This window comes from Streptomyces sp. NPDC087787 (genome assembly GCF_044743035.1).
Taxonomy (GTDB): Bacteria; Actinomycetota; Actinomycetes; order Streptomycetales; family Streptomycetaceae; genus Streptomyces.
The window spans coordinates 26,830-49,827 of the sequence record NZ_JBIUVQ010000005.1; the positions used below are offsets into that span (position 1 = coordinate 26,830).

The window sequence follows — 22,998 nt, forward strand, 5'->3', positions numbered from 1 at the left end:
ACCCACACTCACCTGAACTGAATCGATTCATCCATCTCTGGACGAGGAGTCGTAGTGATCAGTAGGAGGAGTGTTCTGGCGGGTGCGGCCGCCACCGTCGCGGCGGCGTCCTTGGACGCGATACCGGCGACGGCCTCACCAGCCTCCGGGCACGACGGTCTGCGTGTCACGGCGCCGAGCGTGGAGTACGTCCAGCACCCCCTCGGTCTCGACGCACAACGGCCGCGGCTGAGCTGGCCGTTGGCTTCCGAGAAGCCGAACATGCGTCAGAGCGCCTATCAGGTCCGCGTCGCCACCACCGCGAAGGGCCTGTCCCGTCCGGACGTCTGGGACAGCGGGAAGGTCACGTCCGGCGAGTCCGTCCTCGTACCGTACGGCGGTCCGCGGCTCGCCCCCCGGACACGCTACTTCTGGTCCGTACGCGTGTGGGACACCGACGGCCGGGCCTCCGGCTGGAGCGAGCCCTCGTGGTGGGAGACCGGCCTCATGGAGGCCGGTCAGTGGACGGCCGACTGGATCTCGGCTCCGGCGAGCCTCACGAACGTGCCCTCTTTAGAGGGCAGTTCCTGGATCTGGTTCCCCGAGGGCGATCCGGCGAGCAGTGTTCCGGCGGTCACCCGCTGGTTCCGCGGCATCGCGAAGCTGCCCGACGGGATCACCGCGGCGACGCTCGCCATCAGCGCGGACAACGTGTACGCCGTGTCCGTGAACGGGGTCGAGGTGGCCCGCACCGACCTGGAGACCGACAACGACGGCTGGCGCCGCCCGGCCGTGATCGACGTACTGGACCGGGTGCGCACCGGCGACAACGTCATCGCCGTCTCCGCCACCAACGCGTCCCCGGGCCCGGCGGGACTCATCGCCGTTCTCACGGTCCGTACCGCTTCCGGCGAGCACAGGACGGTCACCGACGCCTCCTGGAAGGCAACCGACAAGCAGCCTCCCGCCGACTGGCGCGGGCCCGGCTTCGACGACACCGGCTGGCCGGCGGCGATGGTGGCGGCGCCGTGGGGCGGCGGGCCCTGGGGAAGGGTCGTCCCGGTGACGTACGCCGTCACCCAGCTGCGCCACGAGTTCCGGCTCCGCAACCGGAAGGTGTCCCGCGCGCGGCTGTACGCCACGGCGCTCGGCCTCTACGAGGCCCACCTCAACGGCAGCCGTGTGGGCCGCGACCAGCTCGCTCCCGGCTGGACGGACTACCGCACCCGCGTCCACTACCAGACGTACGACGTCACCACGCTCCTGCGGCCCGGCGCCGCCAACACCATCGGGGTGTATCTCGCGCCCGGCTGGTACGCGGGCGACGTCGGCATGTTCGGCCCTCACCAGTACGGCGAACATCCCGCGCTGCTGGCGCAGTTGGAGGTGGAGTACGCGGACGGGACGAGCGAGCGCGTCACCTCGGGCGCCGGCTGGCGGGCCGCCTCCGGGGCGATCGTCGCCGCCGACCTCCACGGTGGCGAGACGTACGACGCCCGCAGGGAGACGCCCGGCTGGACCTCACCCGGCTTCGACGACGGGGGCTGGCCCGGCGTACGCGAAGCCGGCGACGTCGGCCCCGGCCTGATCGTCGCGCAGGAGAACGGTCCGGTACGCGTGGCCGAGGAGCTGACACCGAAGAAGGTGACCCAACCCAGGCCCGGGGTCTTCGTGTTCGACCTGGGCCAGAACATGGTCGGCTCGGTGCGCCTGCGGGTGTCGGGCGCCGCGGGAACGACCGTCCGGCTCAGACACGCCGAGGTGCTCAACCCCGACGGCACCGTCTACACGGCCAACCTGCGGAGCGCGTCGGCGACCGACACGTACACCCTCAAGGGCCACGGGGAGGAGAACTACGAGCCCCGCTTCGCCGTCCACGGTTTCCGCTATGTCGAGGTGACCGGATTCCCCGGTACCCCCTCGGCGAAAGCCGTCACCGGGCGTGTCATGTATACGGCAGCGTCGCCCACGCTCGACTTCGAGACCGACGTGCCGATGCTCAACCAACTGCACCACAACATCATCTGGGGGCAGCGCGGCAACTTCCTCTCCGTTCCGACGGACACGCCCGCGCGCGACGAGCGCCTCGGTTGGACGGGAGACATCAACGTCTTCGCACCCACGGCCGCCTACACGATGGAGTCGGCCCGCTTCCTGTCCAAGTGGCTCGTCGACCTCCGGGACGCCCAGACCGCGCAGGGCGCGTTCACGAACGTGGCGCCGGATGTCGGCGGGCTCGGCGGCGGCACCGCCGGCTGGGGCGACGCGGGTGTCACCGTCCCCTGGTCCCTCTACCAGGCCTACGGCGACCGGCAGGTCCTCGTGGACGCCTGGCCCTCCGTCCAGGCCTGGCTGAGGTACCTGGAGAAGAACAGCGTCCGGCTGCTGCGCCCGGCCGAGGGGTACGGCGACTGGCTGAACACCGACGACGAGACCCCCAAGGACGTCATCGCCACCGCGTACTTCGCGCACAGCGCCGATCTCGCGGCCCGGATGGCCGCGGAACTCGGCAAGGACCCCGCCTCGTACCTCGATCTCTTCAAACGAGTACGAGAGGCGTTCCGGAACGCCTATGTCACCTCCGACGGCCGGGTCAAGGGTGATACGCAGACGGCCTATGTCCTCGCACTGTCGATGGACCTGATGCCGGACGGACTGCGCGAGGCCGCGGCCGACCGGCTCGTCGCCCTGATCGAGGCCAGGGACTGGCACCTGTCGACGGGTTTCCTCGGCACGCCCCGGCTGCTGCCGGTCCTGACCGGCGCGGGGCGCACCGACATCGCCTACCGCCTCTTGCAGCAGCGCTCCTTCCCCAGCTGGGGCCACCAGATCGACAGGGGCGCCACGACGATGTGGGAGCGCTGGGACTCCATCAGGACCGACGGCGGTTTCCAGGACCCGGGCATGAACTCCTTCAACCACTACGCCTACGGCTCGGTGGGAGAGTGGATGTACGCCAACATCGCCGGTATCTCGGCGGGCCGGCCCGGCTACCGCGAGATCGTCGTCCGCCCCCGTCCGGGCGGAGCCGTCACCTCCTCCCGCGCCACCTTCACCTCGGTCTACGGGCCCGTCTCCACGCGATGGCGGCTGCGGGCCGGCCGCTTCACCCTGACCTGCACGGTGCCGCCGAACACGACCGCCGAGGTGTGGATCCCCGCGTCCAGTCCGAAGGCGGTCACCCGCACGGGCGGGACACTCCTGCGCATGGAGGACGGCTGCGCGGTCCATCAAGTCGGCTCCGGCACGCACCACTTCACCGCCTGACCGTCCGGCGCCCCCGCGGGCTCGGGGGCGGACAGGTATCCGCGCCCGCCTCCCGTTGTCGGCGGCACCGTTCGCCTCAACTCCCCTTCTTGGCACAAGCTTTGACAAGCCATTACGGTCTTGCAGCGGAAACGATCACTCTGTGCGGACGCCCTCGGGGCCGTCGGCACGGGGTTGATCTCCGTGCAACCTGGGAGTTGTCATGAGAACCGCCACCGGCCGCAGAAGACGGCTCGGCGCGTACGCGCTCGTCGCGGCGGCGGCGCTGAGCGCCTCCGTGCTCGGCGCCACGCCGGCCTCCGCCGCGAGCGACAGGCTGTGGGTCCAGTCCACGGGGGAGGTGACCCTGTCCGTCACGCCGGGCTCGTACCAGGAGGTCTCGTTCGGCTTGTCCCACGACAACGGCGACTATCACGTCGTCAATGGCGTGCTCACCCTCGACCTGTCGGAACTGGCGGGCGTGGCCGAGGTCTCGGTACCGGACAACTGCTCCCTGTACGAGTCGGTCGCCAGCGCCGTGTGCGACATCTGGGAGGTCGGTGACACCGGCGGTACCTACGACGGGCCCCAGTTCACCCTCGGGCTCCGGACAATGGAGGGCGCCCCGGCCGGTGCGGAGCTGAGCATCGGCCACCATGCGCAGGCGGAGACCGACGGCCCGGGCGGTGTGCTGCGCACCGGCTGGGGACGCACACCGGTCAAGGTGGAGTCCGTACCGGCGCCGGACCTGAGCCTGGCCGAGCCGGCGCCGGTGGGCCCGGTCGCCCCCGGTACCTCTCTGCCCGTACCTCTCACTGTCACCAACACGGGCGACGCGGCCGCGGAGGGCTTCCGTCTCCAGGTGTGGCACTCCTACGGCCTGGAGCTGCCCTCCGGCTACCCCGGCTGCACCTGGACCCCGCCCGTCCTGGACACCAAATACGTACCGGGCGGCCTGCTCGACTGCACGTTCGACACCGTCGTGGAGCCCGGTGCCTCCGTCACCCTGCCGGAGCCGCTCCGGCTCACGGTGGCGGCCCACGCCCTGTTCGAGCGACTCGACTTCGGCGTCCAGCCGCTCAAGGGGACGCAGGGACAGGACCCCGACTACAACTTCACCAGTACGTCGATCGCCGCGCAGAACACGGCGGACTTCGCCGTCGAGGGTGCCAAGGTCACCGGCGCGGCCGGGGAGAGGGTCACCGCCACGATCGGGTTCCGCAACCGGGGTCCCGCCTGGTTCGCCAACATCGGCAGCGGTGAAGCGGTCGCCACGGTCACGGTGGCGGTGCCCGCCGGCACCACGGTCGTCTCGGCGCCGGAGAACTGCTGGCCGGTGGGCTCCGGCACGTACCGGTGCGAGCTCCGGTCCTGGGTCACCCCCGAGGACCAAATCCAGTTCCCCTTCGAACTGCGCATCGACCAGGTGATCCCGAACGCCACCGGCGCCGTCACGCTCCACGCCACCCCGCGGCAGCTCCCGTACGACCCCCAGCCGGACAACTCCCACGCCGAACTGGTGGTCAACGCCTCCGAGTGACCAACCCCGAGCCCCGTCCCTGGAACCGCCGGCGCACACCGGAGTGAGCGGGGCGGGGTCGCGTGGCGTCGGGTGGAGGGGCTTCGCGCGGGCCCGACGTCCGTCGTCAGCCGTGCTGTTCGGGCTTTTGGGGCTTCGTCGTGTGTGTGGCCGCCAGTCGCAGCAGTTCGTCGACCGGCCACTGGTCGTAGACGTGCTCGCCGTACGCGGCGGCCAGGACCCGGCCGTCGGGCGCGACGAGGAAGTCGGCGGGGAGGCCGAGGCGGCCGCCGTGCGGGCTGGTGGACGGCAGGTGCTCCCGCCCGCGGACGACCTCCCGCAGGCCGCTCGCGACCGCGCGGAGGATCGGCCACCAGGCGCGCGGGTCGAGCAGGGCGCGGGGTGAGCTCTCCACGCCGAACTCCCGGTACAGCCGCCTGTCCGGGTCGGCGACGACGGCGAACGGGAGATCGGTGGTGTGGGGCAGCAGTTCGTCGGCGGGCGAGTGGAAGAGCACGACCTCGCGGACTCCGGCCGCCTCGATCTCCTCGTGCCGCCGCACCACCGAGCGCAGGTGCAGGTTGCAGACCGGGCAGCCGGCGAAGCGCCGGAACTGGAGGTGGATCAGCCGGTCGGGATCGGGCACGGCGACCCGGTCACCGGAGACGGTGGTGAGACGCCTTTCCCGGACGGTCGAACCGGGCCTCACCGGACTGCGGGACATGGGCACGACGGGCTCCCCTGTGTAGGCGTACGGCATACGCTTACCAGCGTAGGCGTATGCCGTACGCTGTCAACCGCCATGCCACGCCCACGTTCACTCACACCGGACCAGCCGGCCGCGGCCGCCCTCGCCGTCATCGACCGGGACGGGCTCACCGGACTGTCGATGCGCGCCGTCGCCAAGGAGCTCGGCATGAGCACGATGGGGCTCTACCGGTACGTGGACGACCGCGAGGAGCTGGAACGGCTCGTCGTCGAACTCGTACTCGCCGGTGTGGACGTCGAGCCGCCGGACCCCGGCATGCCGTGGCGCGAGCGGATCGAGGTCATGGTGCGGCGGCTGCGCGACGCCGTGGCGGCCCACCCGGCGATCGTCCCGCTCGCCATCAGCCACCGGCACCGCTCCCTCGGGGTGCTGCGCTGGTCGGAGGCAGTGCTCGCCGTCCTCACCGAGGCGGGCGTCGAGGGCGAGCGGCGGGTCGTCGCCCTGCGCGGACTGCTCAGCTACGTCATCGGAGCCATCCAGCTCGAACACCTCGGGGCCCTGTCCGGTGCGGGCACCGTGGCCATCACCGAGCTGCCGGCCGCCGAGTTCCCGCACATGACGGAGACCGCCCGGCACGCCCGGAACGTCGGCGCCGACCAGGAGTTCCTGGGCGGACTCGCGCTGCTCCTCGACGGCCTCGGCGGTCCCGGCGGCCTCGGCGGTCCCGGCGGTCCCGGCGCCTGAAGACGGCCCGATGGGCCCCGCCCGCAGGAGCCGCCCGAAGGCTCCCCGCTCCCTGCCCTGGCCTGGCCCCCGCCGGCCGGAACCCGGGTGTGACGGGAGAGGGCCTCCATACGCTGAGGCAGTCGGAATGAGCAGCGAGGGCGTCGGATCCGTAGAGCGAACGAGCAGCTACCTCATGGGATGGACACGGGCATGGGCGACCGACACAGCGACGGTGGGGGCGTGGACCACCGACGCGCCGGTACGGGCGGCCACGGGTCGGGCGCCGACGACGGAACCCGCGCCGCCGCGCTGGAGCCCGCACTCCGCCGCGCCCTGCGCGCCGGGGCCCTCGACACGTCGGCCGAGCAGCGGGCCGTGGCTGCTTTCCGGGCCGCCCGGGCAGAGGGCGTCCACCAGCGGGCGCGGAGGCGGGACGACTGGCGGTCACGGCACGTCCCGGGGCGGCGCTCGGTGCGGGCCGCCGTCGCCGTGCTCCTCGCCGGCCTGACGTTCAGCGGCGTGGCGATCGCGGCGATCGGCTCACCGGAGTCCGACGGGAAGGTGGAGGACGACGGCCGGGTACGGCGGCACCCGTCGCCCACCGCGCCACAGGCCCCGGCGCCCGCGCCCGCGTCGGCACCGGCGTCCGCCACCACCGCCCCGTCCGGGTCCGGCTCGCCCACGCCCGCGCCCTCCGGTCCCGGCTCCCCCACGCCCGCGCCCGCGCCCGCGCCCTCCGTGACCCGGTACCGCCCGCCCACGGCCAAGGACATCCAGGCCCACTGCCGTGCTTACCCGTCGGTGAAGGGCAGCGGCAAGGCGCTGGAGTCGACGGCCTGGAAGCGGTTCATCGAGGCCGCCGGGGGCGAGGACAACGTCGAGGCCTACTGCGCCGACCAACTGTCGCAGTCCGGGACGGGCAACGCGGGCAACGCGGGCAAGGGCAACGGCTCGGACGGCGGGAGCGGGCCGGCCAAGGACAACGGACAGCCGAACAGCCACTCGACCGAGCAGAACAACGCGAAGAACACGAAGAACGAGCAGAGCGGGAAGAACGCCAAGAACGAGAAGCCCGGTCAGGCCGGTGCGGCGAAGACCGAGTGACGGATCGGGTGCCTCGCCGCACGATTGTGTCGACCTCGTGTCAGTGCACCCGCACCCGCGACAGCCGGCGCTCGCGCCACGCTGAGACCAGCGACCCCCGCGCGGGGTCGACCGCCTGCTCTCCGGGGGGAGGTACGCGGGCGGCACCGTGCAGGGGCAGACTCGTCCGCACCCCCCATGGCGGGTCCGCCCCTGTCCAGTCGGCCTGAGCGAGTGACCTTGATCTCCTCGCGGGCAATGCGACGGCGCCTGAGGCAACCGGACCACCAACTGCTACCGTCTACCAATCTGTAGACGTTCACCCCTCGGACGGCCCGGCTTCACGAGGGTTCCACTTCTGCGTCCGCGTGTGTTCACACGCGTTCCCCGGAGCGCTCACGCACGTGGACCCATGGCCCGGAGATCCACCTGATGACGACTTCCTCCCCGCCCGCCACGGGGCTCGACGGCGCGGCCATCGACGGCGGCCTCTACACCGACGTCACCAACTTCGCTCGGGACACCCACTGGCTGAACGAGCCCGTCGCGGTCTTCTCCGACCTCGGCATGGGCCTGTTCGCGCTCTTCCTGCTGGTGGCCTGGTGGCGGGCCCGGCGCCAGGGGAACACGGTCATGACCGCCGTCCTGGCCACGCCGTTCGCCGTGATCCTGGCGTACGCCCTCAACAGCGGGATCAAGAACGTCTTCCAGGAGCCGCGCCCCTGCCGGGCCCTCCCGCACGACTTCCTCATCGAGGCGTGCCCCCCGGTCGACGACTACGCCTTCCCCAGCAACCACACCACGGTCGCCTTCGCGTTCGCGGCGGCCCTGCTGCTCATCAACCGGTGGCTCGGATCCATCGCCCTGCTCACGGCCGTGGCGATGGGTGCCTCGCGCGTCTACGTCGGCGCCCACTACCCGCATGACGTCGGCGTCGGCGCGCTGGTGGGCACCGTGGTGACCGTGATCGTCGTCCTGCTGGCACGGCGGCTGGCCGTGCCGCTGGTGGAGCGGATGACCACCGGGCCGCTGGGCCCGCTGCTCGTCGCCAGGACCGCGAAGCGGGCCCGTCCGTCGGCCCGCGCGAGCCGCGCGGCGGCGCGGGCCCGGGTGTAGGGCCTCTCGTCCGGACATCAGGAGCGGACCGCCCGGCCTGCCTCGGCCCAGTTCGCGTGCAGCTTGTCGAGGTAGGACCGGGCCTGGCTGCCGGGGGTGGCCCCGCGGGCGAAGGCGAGCATGTTGCCCTGACCGGTGTTGTAGCCGAGGGCCAGCAGGTCGTCCCTGCTGTACGGGGCCGCCCACTGGGCGGGGAGCACGGCCGCGAGGTCGTGCAGGTACCAGGCCGCGGCCTCGACGGCGAGGTCGCGGTCGTCGGGCAGCTCGTCCCAGGAGCGGTTCGCGAAGTCACGGTCCTTCCTGGTGGCGTCGAAGGTCGCACGGTGCATGTTGGCGATGCCGAAGGCGGCGTCCGGCTTGTACTTCTGCCAGGCCCGTTCGAGACCCGGCTCGTGGGGCTTGTACGACTCGTTGTAGAGGATCGCCATCAGCAGCCGGGCGCCGACGCCCGCCTGTCCGGCCCTCCGGCGCACCTGGGCGGCGTAATCGGCCGGATCGTACGGTCCCGCGGTCGCCGTCGCCGAGGGGCGTGCCGGGGCGGTGGGCGAGGCCGGGGCCGGGGCCGGGGCCGCCGGTTCGGGCCGGGGGTCGGAGCCGGAGGGCAGCCCGCCTGCCACGCGCACGGCGACGTAGCAGGCGGCGGCCAGGAGCACCACCGCCGGCCAGCGCCGCCGTGACCGGGTGACCGTCATGTCCCGCCCTTCCCACCCTTCCTGCCCCGCTCCCCCGCTTCGCTCGGGCTGGTCACTCCTCGTAGTAGTTGTTGATCACCACGTCCGGCTCGTCGTCGTCGAACGCCTCGTTCAGCAGGGCCCCGCCGACCAGGCCGGCCGCGCCGGCGCCGATGAGCGCGCCTGTGCCGAAGCGGCGGCCGCCCTGCTGCTGGTCGCCCTGGGGGGCCGGGTAGCCCTGCTGCGGGTAACCCTGCTGCGGATAGCCCTGCTGGGCCTGGGGATACCCCGGGCTCATCGGCTGGGGCGGGGTGTAGAACGGCGGCGCGGTGGTCTGGACGCGCTGCGCGCACTCGGCGCACGCCTGGACCGGCCGGGGTACGCCCCACTGCGGGTACCAGTTCACGCTCATCGTGCCGGGGCCGTGGCCGGGGTCGAAGAAGCAGGTCATGGCGGGGCTCCTCGTGGGGTGCGGGGGTGCGGTGACGGTCGGCGGCTGCGGGGACACCAGGGTGGGTGTCGGCGTCACGGGGACGGCGGGCGCGGGCGGCGCGGGCAGGGGTGGGGGCGTCGTGGGCATCGGGGCCGACGGGACCGGGTCGTACGCTCCCGCACCGGAGGCCGGGCCCGGGACCGGACCGGACGCGGCCGGGCTGCCCTCCGCGTCCGTGGTCTCCCGCAGGACGTCCACGCCGTAGTCGGCGGCGATGCCCGCGAGGCCCGAGGCGTAGCCCTGGCCGACCGCGCGGAACTTCCAGTCCGCGCCCTGCCGGTACAGCTCGCCGAAGACCAGTGCCGTCTCGCCGGACAGACCGTCGGCCGCCAGGTCGTACCGGGCCAGTTCGGCGCCGCCCTCCTGGTCGAGCACGCGGATGTGGGCGCCGCGCACCTGGCCGAAGGCGTGCCCGCGCGCGGCTCCCTCGTAGAGCGAGACCGGGAAGACGACCTTGGTGACCTCGGCGGGGACGCGGGTCAGGTCGACGTCGATGCGCTGGTCGTCGCCACCGGCGGGGCCGCCGACGCTGTGGCGGACCGAACCGTCGGGACTGGTCAGGTTGTTGAAGAAGACGAAGTGCCGGTCGGACAGCACCTTTCCGGACGCGTCGCACAGCAGCGCGCTGGCGTCCAGCTCGTATCCGGCATCCGCCCGCCAGCCCAGCCCGACCGTGACCGCCGTCAGGCCGGGAGCCTGCTTGCTCAGCGAGACATTGCCGCCCTTGGTCAAGGGCACACTCATCGAACTCCTCCGCAGCTTTTCCGGTCCCCCGTGTTCATGGGACTCAACGCGCCTGCCCTACCCGGCAGTTCCAGGGTTGCGCAATAATGAAAATATGTGCCGGAAACGGACCGGCCGGGCAACCACCGGCGCGGTACCTCGCGTCCTGGCCATTGCGGGCATCCGGAACCACGCGATCAGGCAACCCATACTCCTGGAGAAGAGGCGACGTGAGCATCATCGGCTGGATCATTCTCGGACTGCTGGCCGGGGCCATCGCCAAGATCCTGCTGCCCGGGCGGGACCCGGGCGGACTGATCGGTACGACACTCATCGGCGTAGCGGGCGCGTTCGTGGGCGGGTGGCTCTCCGCCAAGTTCCTGGGCCGGTCCGTGGAGAACAACTTCTTCGACCTCTACACCTGGGGCGCGGCCATCGGCGGCTCGCTCGTGCTGCTCATCGGCTACCGCCTCCTGTTCGGCAACTCGCGGAACTGAGCCGGCGGCGCCGCCCGGGAGGCGCTCAGTCCTCCTCGGCCGGCGACATGCACCGGTAGGCGTGGGCGCGGCGGCGGTCGCGGCGCACCAGGACGGTCGTACTGGCCGCCACGATCAGCGTGGCGGTGCTGAGCGGGACCAGGAAGGGCGTCATCACAGCCATCGCCGCGGTGACCGCCGTCATCGTCTCCATCGTCGTCACTCCTCCGTTCCGGGCTCGGCCGCGTGCCGGGCCCGGGAGGCGGTACGGCCCGTGAGGGCGGCCTCGATGGCGCCCATCCGGTCGGCCAGCAGGGCAAGGGCGGCGGTCGCGCGCGTGAGGGGGTCCCCGGCCGGGCCGCCGAGGGCCTGCGCACGGACGTGGGCCGACTTCAACTCGGCCCAGCGAGTCGCCTGTGGCGGGGTCAGGGAGCCGCGCAGCTCGGCCAGTTTGAGCAGGTTGGCCTCGGCTCCCGTGGTGAGGGTCTGTGCCTCGGCGGTGAAGTGGTCGTCGAGGACGGCGGACAGTTCGGTGTCGTTCATGACGGGCCGCAGCCGCTGGGCGATCTTGTTCATGGTGCGGTAGGAGCCCTGGAGGCGGAACGGCGGCTCGGTGCGCGTCTCGTCGGACTGGGCGGCGGAGGCGATGTAGGCGGCGTTGACCGCGAGGACCGTCTCGCGTGCGCTGAGCAGATGGCGCAGCACGGACACGATCTGCTCGACCTCGGCGGGCGCGTAGGGGTGCCCGAGTCGGTCCGCGCGGGCCGCGGGGTCGTTGCCCGCGAGGCGGAGGAACAGGTCGAGGTCGCGGCGGTCGCGGCCGGCCAGCGGGGCCAGCACCGGGTTCGCGGTGAGCGCGTTCTCCAGGAAGCTGGCCGCGAAGACGTCCTCCTTGCCGGTCAGGACGTCGCCGAGGTTCCAGACGTCGGCGCGGTTGGCGAGCATGTCGGGGACGCGGAAGCGCTCGCCGGACTCGGTGTAGGGGTTGCCCGTCATGCAGACGGCGAAGCGCTTGCCGCGCAGGTCGTAGGTGCGCGCCTCGCCGTTCCACACGCCCTCGACCCGGCGGGTGGCGTCGCACAGCGGGATGAACTTCTGGAGCAGTTCCGGCGAGGTGTGCTGGATGTCGTCCAGGAGCAGCAGGGTGTTGTTGCCCGCCGCCAGCGCGAAGTTGATCTTCTCGATCTCCTGGCGGGCGGTGGCGTTCGGGGCCTCGGCCGGGTCGAGCGAGGTGACGGCGTGGCCGAGCGCGGGCCCGCTGATCTTGACGAGCATCAGGCCCAGGCGGTCGGCGACGTACTCCATCAGCGTGGTCTTGCCGTAGCCGGGCGGCGAGACGAGCAGCAGCAGGCCGCCGGTGTCGGTGCGCTTCGTCTCGCCCGCGGTGCCGAGCTGGCGGGCGAGGCTGTCGCCGACGAGGGGCAGGTAGACCTCGTCGATGAGGCGGTTGCGGACGAACGCCGCCATGGAGCGCGGGCGGTGGTCGTCCAGGCGCAGCCGGGCGCGTTCGGCGTCGACGAGGGCGGTGCGGCGGCGCTGGTAGGCGCGGAAGGCGGGGGCCTCCCGCGTCTCGAAGCGTTCGGTACGGGCCAGGAACTCGTCGATCCGCAGGGTGAGGGTGCGGTTCTCGATGCGCGGGTGGGTGCCGAGCAGGCCCTCGACCGTGGTCACCGGGGAGACCTCGGACTCGTAGCGGGGCAGGTCAGGGCACAGCTCGGCGGCGACCGCCTCGGCCAGGTCCCCGGCGGTGATCTCCGTACCGGTGGAGGTGACGTACGCCGACAGCCACGCCCCGGCGAGCTGGCGGCGCGCGGCGAGGTCGTCGAGCGCGGCCAGGTCCTCGTCGTAGGCGGTACTGCCCACGGTGTGGCGGAACTTGTCGAGCAGGGTGCGGGTGGCGGCGCTGATGACGAACCCGTCGGGCCCGCTCGTCAGCTCCTCGAAGAGGTACGCCGCGGCAGCGGGCGCGAGGTCGCCCGCGCCCAGGGAAGCCGTCCCGCGGCCGCCGGGGGCGGCCGTCCCTGGGCCGCCTGCCGGGGCCGGTCCGCGGCCGCCGTCGGCCCCCGGCCCGTAGCCGTTCGTCACCGCTGCCACGTGGCCGTCCCCGGACACGGGACCGTAGCCGCCCGCCAGAGCGGCGCCGTCGGCCCCCGGCCCGTAGCCGTTCGTCGGCGCCGCCGCGTGGCCGCCCGCCATGGCGGGACCGCCGCCGGTCGACGGCCAGGTTTCCAGGGACGTCGCGAGTTCCGTGATGAGTTCGGCGATGGCGGGGGACGGGCCGAAGGTGTCGCGGGCGCGGGCCAGGGAGGCGGCGCGGCGGGTCCAGGCCGTGCGGGCCCCGGGGGTGGTGCCGTGCGCCCAGAACAGCTGGGCGGCGGCGCGCGCGGCGGGCTCGTGGCGCAGGGGCCCGGCCTGCTCGTACAGGGGGAGCAGGGCGGTGAGGATCGCCGTCGCGTCGTGGTCGTGGACGCCGCGCTCGTAGCCCTCGTCGTACGCCTCCTCCGCCGCCCCGCGCACCAGGGCCGGCAGGTCGGCCCGGGCCGGCGCGGCCGTGCCGTGGCGGCGCAGCAGGCGGGCGGCGAGGTGTTCGGCGCGGTAGACCTCGGGCGACTCGGACGGCAGCCGCCGGTCCCAGTACGGGCGGGTGTCCGCGAAGGCCGGGTCGGTGACGGGGGCACGGTAGTCGGTGCCGGACAGGGCGAAGGCGAGGCCGTCGCCGTGCGGGACCAGGGTGAGGTCGAGCGGCCGGTTGGTGACGGCGAAGCGGTGGGTGCCCAGGCGGATGGTGCGGCCGCCGTCGGCGTACAGGTCGGTGCGGTCGCGCAGCGCGCGGGCCGCCTCCTGGCGGGCGGACTTCAGCCGGCCGTCCAGTTCCTCGGCCCGTACGGGGTCGCCGAGTTCGCGCAGCTCCTCGGCCGTGCGGCGGACCTTGGCGACCAGCGGGTCGGAGGCGAAGAAGGTGCTGACGGCATCGGTGTCGGCGAGCGTGGCCGCGCGCCGGGCGATCGTCTCCAGCACCCGCCCCGCGGAGGCGGCGAGTTGTTCGGCGCGGCGGGCGCGGGCGTCCAGGAGACCCTGCTTGCGGCCGGAGAAGGCCTCGTAGATCTCGGTGCGCCGGTCGGCCAGTTCGCCGAGGAAGTCGTCGAACTCCGCGAAGCGGGACTCCAGGTTCTCCAGCCGCACCAGCAGGGAGGCGAGTTGCTCGTCGCAGGCGTCCGGATCGTCCGCGGCCGCGAGCGCACCGGTGACGGCCTGGCCGAGCAGCGCGAACTCGGCCGCGAACTCGGCGCGCCCCTCCTGGTCGCGCAGTTCACGGCGTCGGGCGTCGAGCAGGGCGCGGGCGCGGTTGACGCCGCCGAGCACCTCGGCGATGCGTTCCAGGACGGAGGTGCGCACGGTGGCGTCGCCGATGTCGAGGCCGGCGACGACCTCGGTGACCGTGCGCAGCGTGCCCGCGAGGTCGTCGAGCCGGCCGGCGACCGGTGCCGCCTCGGCGACGCTGCCGATCGACTCGGCGTCGGCGGCGAGGCGTTCGACCTCCTCGTGGTGGTCGGCGAAGGCGTCCTCGCGGGCCAGGAAGGCGACCGCCCGCTGCCCGAACGTGGCGAGGTCGGCCTCCGCCTCGGCGGCGAGCTCGTCGATACGGGCGGTGTCCGCGTACCGCATCTCCTTCAGGGTCAGCAAGTGACCCTGGGCCTGCCGCAGTTCGCTGAGGCCGCCGACCCAGGCGGCGGCGCCGCGCGGTGCCTCGCCGCGCAGCCGGCGCACCACCGCGGCGAGCCGGCCCGCGGCCGCTTCGAGCGCGTCGGCGGCCTGCCGGGTGAGCGCCTGTACGGTACGGAACTCCTCCAGCACCTGCTCGGCGGTGGCCCGTACGGCGTCCAGCGGGGTGCGCAGGTCGCCCAGTTCCTCCTCGCCCAGCCAGTGGTGGGTGTCGAGGGCGCGGACGCAGGCGGCGGCCAGCGCCTCGTACACCTCGACGGTCGGCGTGGTCTCGGCGACGGCGCGGCCGATGGACAGGCAGTCGGAGATGCCGCGTACGAGGTCGGCGTTGCCGATCCGCCCGAGGGGTCCGGTGCCCGCGGCGCCGGCGTGGGTGTCGGAGACGTAGGGGGAGCTCCACAGCTGCAGGGGGTGCACACGGCCCGGCTCGTCGGGTCCGGCCGAGGGGTCCGTGCGCAGCGCCATCAGCGTGCCGTCGTCGAACAGCGCCCAGCCGTGGCAGGACAGCGGGGTGGCGACCTCCTCGCGGATGGTGTTGTACGACAGCAGCAGGCTGCGTCCCTCGGCGGGCGCGTGGAAGGCGTACAGCACGTCCTCGCCGTAGGGCGAACGCACCTCGCGCTCGAACTCCAGCCCCGAGCTGTCGAGTTCGTAGGTCTTGTGGGCGCCGGTGGCCAGGCAGTAGCCGCCGGGGAACACGATGCCCTGGTCGTCGGGCAGGCGGCGGCAGGCCTGCCCGACGCCGTCGATGCGGACGACGGTTCTGGTGAGGGTGTGGAAGACGAGGTGGCGGTGGGCCTGCTCCTTGTAGGGGCGGATCCGCAGCAGGATCAGCGGGCCCACGCTCGCGTACGCGATGTCCGCGTCGGCGAGGGCCTGCAGCGGCTCGTCGACCGGTTCGCTGTGGATGCCCTCACCGGTCTCGGTGTCGTCCTCCGTCTTGACGGTGAGGCGGCCGCCGACGGTGGAGACGAAGACCTCGCCGCGCACGGAGACGTGCGGGTGGCGGCCGAGGACGTGGTCCTCGCGGCCGGTCGCGGTCCACTCGAAGTCGTGGGAGGGCTGCGGGACGTGGTCGCGTTCGCCGCGCCCGTCCAGGAACGCCGCCCGGCCGTCGGCGGTGAGCGTCCAGCGCAGCACCCGGATGTCGCCGGCCTTCTCACCGGTCCGGAAGACAGCGAGGAGGCGGTCCTCGACGCGGCGCAGGCTCAGCAGCCGGGCCTGCCGGTAGTAGCGGTGCAGGGCCTCGAACTCCCGCACGAACGCGGGGTCGTCGAGGAGTCCGGGCACCGCGTCCTCGGGGAGCCGGTTCAGCTCCCGGTCGTGCAGTGCGAGGACGTCGCCGACCCGGGGTTCGGGCAGGTGGCCGTTGTATCCGAACAGCAGGCGGTCGCCGACGGCCACGACGTCGCGGGGCACGCTGGGGTGCTCGGTGCGCAGCCGGCCGGTGCCCGTGAGGTCCAGGCGCGTGGCGCCGAACTCCTCGGCCCGTCGGGCGTTGAGTCGCTCGGCCCCGCGGGCGAGCTCGGCGGCCTGCGCGGTCAGCCGGTCGCGCAGCACCTCGTACGTTCCGGTGTCCACGGAGTCGTACGAACCCGTCTCCAGGGCGGTGGCCATGGGTGGTGCGTCCCTTCACGAAGAGGTGCGGGCCCGGGGGCGGGCCTGTCCGGCGGATCAGGCCGGCCCCCGTCGGCGGGGCCGGGTTCCCGGCCCCGCGTCTGCGGCGTGATCCGCGGGGGGGGGGGGGGCGGGCCCCCGACCGCCCCTTGAAGGCGGCCGCTCGGGGCCCTTCCGCGGCTCGTCAGGCCCGGGCGGTGCCGTTGAGGGCGGCGCCGTTGAGGGCGGTGAGCGGAGTGTCGGCGAGGCCCAGCTCACCGGCCCGGTCGAGGAGTTGCTGGAGCTGGCCGGCGTTCGCGCCGCCCGTCTGCATCATCTTCATCAGCAGCGCGGAGACCGTCAGGTTCTTGACGTCGGCCGAGCCCAGATGGCCGAGGATCCGACCGAGGTCGTCGGTGAAGTTCGACGAGCCGTCCAGCCAGGGCGCGGCGAGGGCCTGCGCGGTGCGGGAGTTCTCCACGAACCCGTCGACGCCCTTGCCGAACGAGATCGCGCTCATCAGGCGGTCGAAGAAGACCGACTCGCCGCCGACGATGTCGATGTCGGCGTGCTCGAGACCGGTCGCGAGGACCGTGGCCTGCGCCTCGGCGACCTGCCGCTGCGCCTCCAGGCCGGCCAGCCGGATCTCCTTCTCCGCCTGCAGCCGCAGCCGGTACTCCTCGTGCTCGCGGGAGGCCTCGTCCAGGGCGGCCATCGCCGCCGCCTTCTCGGTCAGGCCCGCCGCCTCGGCCTTCAGCTTCTCGCCGATCGCGGCGGCCTCCGCGAGCGCCTTGGCCTGGGCGCCCTCTGCCTCCGCGCGCAGCCGGGCCTCGGTGCCCTGGGCCTCGGCCAGTGCCCTGGCCTGCAACGCCTCGGCCTCGGCGCGGCCGGCCTTCTCGATGACCTCGGCCTCCTGCTCACGGACCTTGACGGCGGCCAGGCCCTCCGCGGCGGCCTCGGCCTGGATGGCCTCCGCCAGGCGCAGCTTGGCGCGGGCGTCGAGGTCGGCGGTCTTCAACCGGGCCTCGGCCAGGGTGAGTTCCTCGGCGGCGCGGTGGGTGGCGGCCTGCTCGGCGGCCTCGGCGGCCTTGATGTCCTTGACCAGCTTTTCCTGCGCCTCGGCCTCGGCGGCGATGATCACGGCCTGGCGCTCGCGCTCCGCCTCCTCCACGGCGCGCAGCTTCTTGATGGACTCCTCCTGCTCGGCGACCGTGCGGTCCACCGCGACCCGCTCGCGGACGACCTCGGCGATCTCCCGCTTCTCCGCCTCGACCTCCTTGTCGGCGGAGATCCGGGTGAGCTGGGTCTCCCGCTCCCGGGCGATGACCTCGAGGAGGCGGTCCTTCTCGATGCGCTCGTTCTCGATGGCGATGACACGCTCGCGGTTCTTCGCGGCGACCGCGACCTCACGGGCCTGGTTCTCGCGCTGGACACCGAGCTCCTCCTCGGTGCGCAGGAAGGCACTCTGCGCGCGCAGCCGCTCCTCCTCCACCACGCGGGCGGTCTCGGCCTCCTCGCGGGCGCGGGAGGTCTCGATCTCCCGCCTCTGCTTGATCTCGGCGTCGGCCTGGCGGCGCTCCAGCTCCAGGATGGCCTCGCGCGCGTCGACGTTCTGCCGGGTGATCTCCTTCTGCTCGGTGCGCTGCGCCTCGTTGGTGCGCACGTGCTCCACGGCCGTCAGCTCGGTGATCTTCCGGATGCCCTGGGCGTCGAGGACGTTGCCGGGGTCGAGCTGGGTCAGCGGCGTCTGCTCCAGGTAGTCGATCGCCGCGTCATCGAGGTGGTAGCCGTTCAGGTCGACACCGATGACCTCGATGATCTGGAACCGCAGTTCCTCACGCTTGGTGTAGAGGTCGGTGAAGTCCATCTGCTTGCCGACGGTCTTCAGCGCCTCGGAGAACTTGGCGTGGAACAGCTCCTGCAACGTGTCCCGGTCGCTGGCGCGGGCGGTGCCGACGGCCTGGGCGACCCGGACGACGTCCTCGGCGGTCTTGTTGACCCGTACGAAGAACGTGATGCGGATGTCGGCGCGGATGTTGTCCCGGCAGATGAGCCCCTCGCGGCCGGTGCGCGTGATCTCGATGGCCTTCACCGAGATGTCCATGACCTCGGCCTTGTGCAGCACCGGCAGGACGACCTGGCCGGTGAAGGTCACGTCGACCTTGCGCATCTTGGAGACGATCAGGGCCTTGCCCTGCTCCACCTTGCGGAACAGCCGGGAGAAGGTGAACAGCAGCAGGAGAACGACGAGCAGGCAGCCCGCGACGAGTGCGCCGATGACATCCATGGCATACGTCCTTGACAGTAAGGAACGGTGAGTAAGGGAGAGACCGGGTGGCCGGGTGCGGCCCCCCGCGGTGTCCCGGCGGCTCGGGCGCCGGGAGACGGCGGGAGACGGGTGCGCCGCGGAATCGTCAGCCCCCTCTTCCCCCTGCGACGCACCGGGCGGCAGTACTTCCCCCTGCCGGCTCCGGCAACGGACATCTGCCGATGCCCGGCACCGGAACCGTCCGCGGTGCTCCCCTCACGACATGATGCCCGACCGGTCCCACCTCGCACATTGCCGGTTTCCGGCAATGTTGGGGGGTGCTTCCATGCCGGTGGGCTGACAGAGCATCATCAAGATCGACCGGGCCGCGGTGCGGCACCCCCGGAGATCACGGGGACGGCGTCCAGCCGGGTGCGGTGCGGGCCCAGGCGCTGTCCCAGGCGGCCAGGTTGCGGCGGCGGAGCAGCAGTCCGGCGGCGCCGTACACCGCGGCGCCGGTGACCGGGACGGCCAGGGCGGCGAGGATCGCCCAGCCCTTGCTGTGGCTGCGCACCTGGGCGGCGCTCAGGGGCGGCGCGGTGATCCGCCCGTCGGTGTCGGCCCACACGTCGACGGGGCTTCCCGCCGGCAGTCCGGGCTCGACGTCGGTCCTCGCGGTGCGGGCGAGCCCACCCGGGTCGGTGAAGCGCACCGGCACCGGGTAGCGGGTCCCCTTCGCCTCCTCGGAGCCCGGCTCGGGGTGGCGGGGAGCGTCGTGCAGAAGGACCGCGGTGGTCTGCCACCGCGTCCTCCGCTGGTGCTCGGCCGCCCGCTCGTAGTGGCGCAGGGCGGTGTCGCCGACGAAGAACAGGGCCACGGGCGTGCCGGCCAGCACGGCCAGCAGGACGCCGAGGCCGATCCACGCCTGGGCCAGGTCGCTCGGGCGGCGCATCGGGTTGCGCCGCAGGCGCCAGAGCACGCGGCGGGGGAGTTCGTCGGGGAGCGGGTCGTCGGGTGACAGTCCTTCGGGGGGCGGCTGTGCCCGAGGGATGCCGCCGGCCATGGTGCGGCCCTCCTTCGTGTCCTCGTTGTCCTCGTGGTGGGGTGGGGACGGGGGCTGTTCTACGGGGCGGGGGGCTGGTCCGCCGGGTCCGCGAGGTGGTCGTGCGCGGAGCGCAGCAGGGTGGCGGCGCCGCGGACGGCGGCGGTGTGCGGCGCCGCCACGGCCCTGAGGGGCGCGTGCAGCTTGCCGGTGAGGTGGTAGGTGATCTCGGGGCGCAGGGCGCCGCCCCCGGCCAGCAGCGCGCCCCGGCGCAGGGCGTCCACGGTGAGCGACGTACGGTCCTGCCGCAGCATCGCGGTCACCATGGTGGCCACCGCCTCGCAGATCTGCATCGGCGCGGCCGATTCGAGGTCGCTGGTGCCCAGCGCCGTGCGGCGCGCGTCGACGACGGCGCCCTCCGACAGCAGCACCACCTCGGTCAGATGCGCGCCGATGTCCACCACGAGCAGCGGGCGGGCCAGGTCCGCGCCCGCGGCCAGGGCGACGGCCCGCGCGCTGGGAATGGTCAGCACCCCGCGCGGCCGCAGCACCTCCACCGCCGTGCGGGCCTCGTTGCGGAAGGCCACCCCGTCCAGTACCGGAGCGGTGAGGACGACCAGGGGGCGGGTGAAGCGGGGCAGGCGGTTGCCGAGCAGGCGGTCGAGCATCCGGGCCGTGCCCGCGGTGTCGATGATCGTGCCGCGCTGGATCGGATACACCGCCCCGGAGCCGGGGAACGTCACCGTGGGGACGTCCAGGACAAGACCCCGCCCGGCGACCCAGGCGCGGGTGCGGGCGCTGCCCATGTCGAGGGCGATGCCGCAGCCCTGCCGGCCCAGCGGCCACGGCCGGTGCCTGGTGGCCGCGGCGGCACGCGAACGCTGGGTGACGGTCACCGCCCTGCCTCCCTGACCTGCTGGCAGCGCGCGCAGTAGCGGGCCTGCGGCACTATCTCCAGGCGTTCCCGCGCGATGGGACGCCGGCACAGGTGGCAGATGCCGTAGCCGCCCTCGTCCATGCGCGCCAGGGCCGCCTCGACGTCGGCGAGGACCATGCGGGCGGAGGCCGCGAGTTTCACACGGACCTCCACCTGCGAGGCGGCCTGCTGCTGGAGCAGGGCGTCCGCGCGGGAGGTCGCGGCGGCCGAGATCTGCTCCAGCTGCTCCTGGCGGAACAGGCGCTGCTCGTCGAGGTTCGCGCGCAGCGCGGCGAGGTCCTCGGCCGTCAGGTGCGTGTCGCGGTCGCCGATGATCTGGTTGTTCACCGTTTCACCCCTCGGGCAGGGCGGAGGACGAAGGCAGGACGGACAGGCGGACGGTTCAGGCGGTACGGCGCCGGCAGCCGACGCAGTGACCCGTGTACGGCAGGATCTCCAGGCGCTCCGGCGGCACCGGCTTGCCGCACTCCAGGCAGGACCCGTAGGTGCCGTCCTCGACGCGGGCGAACGCCTCGTCGATCTCCTTCAGCACCCGCATGATGGCCTCACGCTGGGAGGACATCAGGTGGTCGTCCGCCGTCTGCCCGGTCTCGCCGAGGGCTTCCAGCTGGACCAGCCGGGTCCCGCGGGCGTGTTCAAGGCGCCGGCGGGCCTCCTGAGCGGACAGGCGCTCGCGGGGTTCGGTCCGGGCGGCGTCGAGCGACATGGTCAGTGCCTTTCGTTGTGCAACGGGGGACGGGGGTCGGTCACACCTCAACCCTGGTCGAACCGGCCGCGGTTTCCCATCGGGTCCAGGACCCATTTGCGGCCGGTCGGGGGATCCACTCGACCCGTGCATGGGTAGGCCGCACCGGGTGAAATGGGGACCGGGCCCCATCGCTTGCGGGAGCCGGCGGACGGCACACTGGCGGCAGGCCCGGTCGGGACCACAGGGGCCGCGGCTCGTCCGGGATGCGCGATGCCCGACAGTAGAGGCAGACCGCATCACGTAAGGAGGCGTGACCCTGGTGTCCCTGTTCTGGCGGATCTTCGGGCTCAACGCCGTGGTGCTGGGCTCGGCCACCGCACTGCTGCTGTGGGCCCCGGTGACCGTTTCGGTGCCGGTCGTGCTGACCGAGGCCGTCATCCTGGTGGGCGGCCTGGCCGTCATGCTGGTCGCCAACGCCGCCCTGCTGCGCTTGGGGCTGGCCCCCCTGGACCGGGTGACGAAGCTGATGACCACCGTGGACCTGCTGCGCCCCGGCCAGCGGCTGCCCGAGCAGGGCGGCGGCGAGGTGGCGGAGCTCATCCGCACGTTCAACGCCATGCTCGACCGGCTGGAGAACGAGCGGGCGACGAGCAGCGCCCGGGTCCTGCTCGCCCAGGAGGCCGAGCGGCGCCGTATCGCGCAGGAACTGCACGACGAGGTGGGCCAGAGCATGACCGCGATCCTGCTCGCGCTCAAGCGGGCCGCGGACGAGGCGGACGCGCCGCTGCGCGACGAGCTGCACCAGGCGCAGGAGATCACCCGGGGAAGCCTGGACGAGGTCCGCCGGCTGGTACGCCGGCTGCGGCCCGGCGTCCTCGACGACCTCGGTCTGGTCGCCGCGCTGACCTCGCTGACCACCGATTTCGCCACCCACACCGGGCTGCAGGTGGTGCGCCGCTTCGACGCCGACCTGCCCGCCCTGGAACCGGAGACGGAGCTGGTCCTCTACCGTGTCGCCCAGGAGAGCCTGACCAACGTGGCCCGGCACGCGGACGCCGAACGGATCGAGGTCAGCCTGCGGCACACCGACGGCGCCGTGGAGCTGGCCATCACCGACGACGGGCGCGGCATCAAGGCGGCGCACGAAGGCGCCGGCATACGCGGCATGCGCGAGCGGGCCCTGCTCATCGGGGCCGGCCTCGACATCGCCCCCGCCCCCACGGCCGGAACCGAGGTCCGGCTCACCGCGCCCGTCGTCCCCAGGAAGCAGAGCTGATCATGTCCGACCCGACCACGATCCGCATCCTGCTCGCCGACGACCACGCGCTGGTACGCCGGGGAGTGCGGCTCATCCTCGACCAGGAACCGGACCTGGAGGTGGTCGCCGAGGCCGGTGACGGCGCGGAGGCCATCGAGATGGCCCGCACCCACGACATCGACCTGGCCGTGCTGGACATCGCGATGCCGCGGCTGACCGGCCTCCAGGCCACCCGCGAACTGATCGCGCTCAAGCCGGACCTGCGGATCCTGATGCTCACCATGCACGACAACGAGCAGTACTTCTTCCAGGCGCTCAAGGCCGGTGCCAGCGGGTACGTGCTCAAGTCCGTCGCCGACCAGGACCTCGTCGCCGCCTGCCGGGCGGCGATGCGGGACGAGCCGTTCCTGTACCCGGGCGCGGTGACCGCGCTGATCCGCAACTACCTGGACCGGGTCCGCCACGGCGAGGAGACCCCGGACCAGGTTCTGACACCCCGCGAGGAGGAGGTCCTGAAGCTGGTCGCGGAGGGGCACTCCTCGAAGGAGATCGGCGAGATCCTCTTCATCAGCATCAAGACCGTCCAGCGGCACCGCGCCAACCTGCTCCAGAAGCTCGGGCTGCGCGACCGCCTGGAGCTCACCCGCTACGCCATCCGGGCCGGTCTGATCGAGCCCTGACCGCCCGCCCACGACCCCCCGGGGTCCCGGCTGTCCACTCCCCGGCCGGGGTCCCGGGTACGACATCCGCGTCCGCTCACGAGTG

The 22,998-nt window shown here is 72.9% G+C and carries 18 protein-coding genes; 8 read left to right on the forward strand and 10 right to left on the reverse strand.

The genetic code is table 11. From position 1 onward, the window contains the following. The first annotated feature begins 54 nt into the window (after nt 1-54). Both ACIOWN_RS09845 and ACIOWN_RS09850 read left to right on the forward strand, forming a co-directional pair. The gene (locus tag ACIOWN_RS09845) at nt 55-3,246 is read left to right on the forward strand and encodes an alpha-L-rhamnosidase (RefSeq protein ID WP_401981421.1); all 3,192 of its coding nucleotides are present in this window, start codon (nt 55-57) and stop codon (nt 3,244-3,246) included. Nucleotides 3,247-3,448: 202 nt separating this feature from the next. Then, nucleotides 3,449-4,765, forward strand: coding sequence for a hypothetical protein (locus tag ACIOWN_RS09850; RefSeq protein WP_401981424.1), 1,317 nt, complete (start codon nt 3,449-3,451; stop codon nt 4,763-4,765). A 106-nt stretch (nt 4,766-4,871) separates the two neighbouring features. On the opposite strand, the gene ACIOWN_RS09855 is transcribed toward ACIOWN_RS09850, so the two are convergent. Continuing rightward, entirely contained in the window at nt 4,872-5,468 is a 597-nt protein-coding gene (locus ACIOWN_RS09855; RefSeq protein ID WP_401981427.1) for a peroxiredoxin-like family protein, read from the reverse strand. A 78-nt stretch (nt 5,469-5,546) separates the two neighbouring features. On the opposite strand from ACIOWN_RS09855, the gene ACIOWN_RS09860 reads away from it, so the two are divergent. From ACIOWN_RS09860 to ACIOWN_RS09870, 3 genes are all read left to right on the forward strand, one after another. Further along, nucleotides 5,547-6,197, forward strand: a complete 651-nt coding sequence (locus ACIOWN_RS09860; protein WP_362350447.1) for a TetR/AcrR family transcriptional regulator — start codon at nt 5,547-5,549, stop codon at nt 6,195-6,197. Between the two features lie 222 nt (nt 6,198-6,419). Beyond that, a complete protein-coding gene (locus ACIOWN_RS09865) occupies nt 6,420-7,283 on the forward strand; it encodes a hypothetical protein (protein ID WP_362350449.1) in 864 nt (287 codons plus the stop codon). Nucleotides 7,284-7,694: 411 nt separating this feature from the next. After that, nucleotides 7,695-8,378 (forward strand): phosphatase PAP2 family protein, encoded by a 684-nt coding sequence (locus ACIOWN_RS09870; protein WP_362350452.1) that lies wholly within the window; start codon nt 7,695-7,697, stop codon nt 8,376-8,378. Nucleotides 8,379-8,395: 17 nt separating this feature from the next. Here ACIOWN_RS09870 and ACIOWN_RS09875 read toward each other — a convergent pair whose 3' ends face one another. Together ACIOWN_RS09875 and ACIOWN_RS09880 are read right to left on the reverse strand one after the other, a co-directional pair. After that, nucleotides 8,396-9,070: a lytic transglycosylase domain-containing protein gene (locus ACIOWN_RS09875; protein WP_362350454.1), complete on the reverse strand. Its 675-nt coding sequence runs from the start codon at nt 9,068-9,070 to the stop codon at nt 8,396-8,398. 52 nt (nt 9,071-9,122) lie between these two features. Continuing rightward, the gene (locus ACIOWN_RS09880; RefSeq protein WP_362350457.1) at nt 9,123-10,286 is read right to left on the reverse strand and encodes a TerD family protein; all 1,164 of its coding nucleotides are present in this window, start codon (nt 10,284-10,286) and stop codon (nt 9,123-9,125) included. 209 nt (nt 10,287-10,495) lie between these two features. Here ACIOWN_RS09880 and ACIOWN_RS09885 point away from each other — a divergent pair, with 209 nt between their 5' ends. Beyond that, a complete protein-coding gene (locus ACIOWN_RS09885) occupies nt 10,496-10,762 on the forward strand; it encodes a GlsB/YeaQ/YmgE family stress response membrane protein (protein WP_100568368.1) in 267 nt (88 codons plus the stop codon). Nucleotides 10,763-10,787: 25 nt separating this feature from the next. Here the strand turns inward: ACIOWN_RS09885 and ACIOWN_RS09890 are convergent, their stop codons facing one another. The 7 genes from ACIOWN_RS09890 to ACIOWN_RS09920 form a co-directional block, all read right to left on the reverse strand. Beyond that, nucleotides 10,788-10,955: a hypothetical protein gene (locus ACIOWN_RS09890; protein ID WP_362350460.1), complete on the reverse strand. Its 168-nt coding sequence runs from the start codon at nt 10,953-10,955 to the stop codon at nt 10,788-10,790. A gap of 5 nt (nt 10,956-10,960) precedes the next feature. Then, on the reverse strand, nt 10,961-16,081 hold the full coding sequence (locus ACIOWN_RS09895) for a DNA repair ATPase (protein ID WP_362350462.1): 5,121 nt from the start codon (nt 16,079-16,081) through the stop codon (nt 10,961-10,963). A gap of 184 nt (nt 16,082-16,265) precedes the next feature. Beyond that, nucleotides 16,266-18,347, reverse strand: a complete 2,082-nt coding sequence (locus ACIOWN_RS09900; RefSeq protein ID WP_362350464.1) for a flotillin family protein — start codon at nt 18,345-18,347, stop codon at nt 16,266-16,268. A 370-nt stretch (nt 18,348-18,717) separates the two neighbouring features. Then, nucleotides 18,718-19,371, reverse strand: coding sequence for a hypothetical protein (locus ACIOWN_RS09905; protein WP_362350466.1), 654 nt, complete (start codon nt 19,369-19,371; stop codon nt 18,718-18,720). Nucleotides 19,372-19,430: 59 nt separating this feature from the next. Continuing rightward, on the reverse strand, nt 19,431-20,246 hold the full coding sequence (locus tag ACIOWN_RS09910) for a rod shape-determining protein (RefSeq protein WP_362350469.1): 816 nt from the start codon (nt 20,244-20,246) through the stop codon (nt 19,431-19,433). After that, nucleotides 20,243-20,614, reverse strand: coding sequence for a TraR/DksA C4-type zinc finger protein (locus ACIOWN_RS09915; RefSeq protein ID WP_362350472.1), 372 nt, complete (start codon nt 20,612-20,614; stop codon nt 20,243-20,245). The genes ACIOWN_RS09910 and ACIOWN_RS09915 overlap by 4 nt, the downstream gene beginning before the upstream one ends. Before the next feature lie 55 nt (nt 20,615-20,669). Continuing rightward, entirely contained in the window at nt 20,670-20,993 is a 324-nt protein-coding gene (locus tag ACIOWN_RS09920; RefSeq protein WP_362350475.1) for a TraR/DksA C4-type zinc finger protein, read from the reverse strand. A 301-nt stretch (nt 20,994-21,294) separates the two neighbouring features. Here ACIOWN_RS09920 and ACIOWN_RS09925 point away from each other — a divergent pair, with 301 nt between their 5' ends. After that, on the forward strand, nt 21,295-22,251 hold the full coding sequence (locus ACIOWN_RS09925) for a HAMP domain-containing sensor histidine kinase (protein ID WP_362350993.1): 957 nt from the start codon (nt 21,295-21,297) through the stop codon (nt 22,249-22,251). A 2-nt stretch (nt 22,252-22,253) separates the two neighbouring features. After that, nucleotides 22,254-22,913 carry a response regulator transcription factor gene (locus ACIOWN_RS09930; RefSeq protein WP_362350478.1) on the forward strand — a complete coding sequence of 220 codons (660 nt, stop codon included), beginning with the start codon at nt 22,254-22,256 and terminating at the stop codon, nt 22,911-22,913. Nucleotides 22,914-22,998: the final 85 nt, after the last annotated feature.